Here is a 1,863-nt window from a genome sequence, read left to right as displayed (position 1 = left end):
GGCGCTGGGGGTGACGCCTGCGGCCAGCGACATCAGCCGGTTCTCCACCGCCCCGTCGTCGAAGACCATGACGGCGAGCGCCTGGTCGGCCGAGAGCGAGACGAACTCCACGTGCTTGACCCCGGCGTCGCGCACCGGGGTGACGACGACCCCGGCGCCGCCCGCCAGGCCCGAAAGAATGGCGCTGGCCTCGTTCAGGGCGTCATCGAAGGTCTGGCCGCGGCCGGTGAGCCTGGCCTCGATGGTGCGCCGCTCCTCCTCGCCGACGTCGCCGACCTCCATCAGGCCATCGACGAACAGCCGCAGGCCCGCATGGGTCGGCAGCCGCCCGGCGCTGACATGGGGGGCCCCCAGCAGGCCGAGCTGGGTCAGGTCCTGCATGGTGTTGCGGATCGAGGCCGGCGACAGGTGGACCCCGCCCTTGGACAGGGTGCGCGAGCCGACCGGGTCGCCGGTCTCCAGATAACTTTCCACGACGCGGCGGAAGATGTCGCGGGCGCGCTCGTCCAGTTCGGCGAGCGACGGCCCGCCGGTCAACAGCGAGCTGGTCAAGGTTGGTGGCGTGGGCAGGTCAGAACCATGGACGGAACCTCTCCGATCTAGGATAAGCGCGACCCACTGCGGCGCAAGACGTCGCGCTCATATCCGAGCCCTTCCCATGCGTCCTTCCGACCGTACCCCCGAGCTTCTCCGCGCCGTGACCATCGAAACCGGGGTCAACCGCTACGCCGAGGGCTCCTGCCTGATCACCTTCGGCCACACCAGGGTGCTGATCACCGCCAGCGTGGAGGACCGGGTGCCGGGCTTCATGCGCGGCCGCGGCCAGGGCTGGGTCACCGCCGAATACGGCATGCTGCCCAGGGCCACCCACACCCGCGGCCGCCGCGAGGCCGCCGAGGGCAAGCAGTCGGGCCGCACCCAGGAGATTCAGCGCCTGATCGGCCGCTCGCTGCGCTCGGTGTTTGACCTGACCCTTCTCGGTGAGCGCACCATTCACCTTGACTGCGATGTCTTGCAGGCCGACGGCGGCACGCGCACGGCCGCGATCACCGGTGCCTTTGTGGCGGCGCACGATGCGGTGTCCCGGTTGCTGGCGCAGGGCAAGCTGCAGCTGTCGCCGATTCGTGACCATGTGGCTGCGATCTCGGTGGGCATCGTGGCAGGAACGCCCCTGCTCGATCTGGCCTACACCGAGGACGCAGCCTGCGACACCGACATGAACGTCGTGATGACCGGGGCCGGCCATTTTGTTGAAGTGCAGGGCACAGCCGAGGGCGCGGCATTTTCGCGTCAGGAAATGAATGCCTTGCTGGCGCTGGCTGAACAAGGCATCAGCGAGCTGGTCGCATTGCAAAAAATATCATTACTAAATTAATAGCTGCTCAGGCATGCTGTACGTGGGCTACAGCCTAATTTCATGAAAATCGTCTTAGCTTCCAACAACCCCGGTAAATTGGCCGAGCTGCGCGCCATGTTGGCGCCGCTCGGCGTCGAACTCATCAGCCAGGGCGAGCTGGGCATTCCCGAGGCGCCTGAGCCGTACCACACCTTTGTCGAAAACGCGTTGGCCAAGGCACGCCATGCAAGTAGCCACAGCGGCTTGCCCGCGCTGGCTGACGACGCCGGTTTGTGTGTCGATGCCTTTGGTGGCTTGCCGGGCGTGCAAACGGCCTTCTACGCCACCCAGTTTGGTTATGAGAAAGGCGACGACAACAACGTGCGCGCCTTGCTGGAGCAAATGCGTGATCTGGACAACCGGGGCGCTGCGCTGGTGAGCACGCTGGTGGCGGTGCGCTCGGAGCACGACCCGGAACCCTTGATCGCCGTTGGCCGCGTGGTCGGCGAGATTAGCCGCGCGCCGGT

At 66.6% G+C, this 1,863-nt stretch carries 3 protein-coding genes; 2 read left to right on the top strand and 1 reads right to left on the bottom strand.

Annotated features, from left to right (window positions below):
* Positions 1-552 (bottom strand): heat-inducible transcriptional repressor HrcA (locus Q7T09_RS20030; RefSeq protein ID WP_370689299.1); only part of this gene is annotated, 552 nt, incomplete at its 3' end.
* A gap of 106 nt (positions 553-658) precedes the next feature.
* On the opposite strand from Q7T09_RS20030, the gene rph reads away from it, so the two are divergent.
* Both rph and Q7T09_RS20020 read left to right on the top strand, forming a co-directional pair.
* Positions 659-1,375 (top strand): ribonuclease PH, encoded by a 717-nt coding sequence (rph, locus tag Q7T09_RS20025; RefSeq protein WP_304702000.1) that lies wholly within the window; start codon positions 659-661, stop codon positions 1,373-1,375.
* 42 nt (positions 1,376-1,417) lie between these two features.
* Positions 1,418-1,863 (top strand): non-canonical purine NTP pyrophosphatase (locus tag Q7T09_RS20020; protein ID WP_304701998.1); only part of this gene is annotated, 446 nt, incomplete at its 3' end.

The organism is Phenylobacterium sp. (assembly GCF_030645195.1).
Taxonomy (GTDB): domain Bacteria; phylum Pseudomonadota; class Alphaproteobacteria; order Caulobacterales; family Caulobacteraceae; genus Phenylobacterium.
Note: the sequence above shows the minus strand (reverse complement) of the source record. Positions and strands in the feature narration are given on the sequence as shown.

Excerpts from the sequence above, each read along its gene's own strand:
- rph (WP_304702000.1), top strand. The coding sequence starts at position 659 with ATGCGTCCTTCCGACCGTACCCCCGAGCTTCTCCGCGCCGTGACCATC.